This is a genomic window from Methylobacterium ajmalii, from assembly GCF_016613415.1.
Lineage (GTDB): Bacteria > Pseudomonadota > Alphaproteobacteria > Rhizobiales > Beijerinckiaceae > Methylobacterium > Methylobacterium ajmalii.
The window spans coordinates 15169-15439 of record NZ_JACWCT010000037.1 but is presented as its reverse complement, the minus strand read 5'-3'; the positions used below and the strand labels follow the sequence as shown (position 1 = coordinate 15439).

General features: G+C 67.9%; 1 pseudogene. It reads left to right on the top strand.

Annotated features, from left to right (window positions below):
• Positions 1 to 271, top strand: a pseudogene (locus tag HPY23_RS06970) (transposase); the annotation flags it as partial.

Sequence of the window (271 nt, the reverse complement as noted above, 5' to 3'; positions counted from 1 at the left end):
CGACTCCACCATCGTGCGCGCTCACCAACATGCGGCGGGCGCGAAAAAAGGGGGCCTGATGATCCTGCCCCGTCCGATCAGGCTCTTGGCCGATCCCGTGGCGGCCTGAGCACCAAGATCCACCTGGCCGTGCGCGGTCTGGGCTGTCCAGTTCGGTTTGTCATCACGGCGGGCCAGAAGGGCGATGCGCCCCAGGCCGGGGCGCTGCTGGCGGATCTCCCTGCTGCGGTTGTCCTGGCTGATGCGGCCTACGACAGTGATCAGCTGCGCG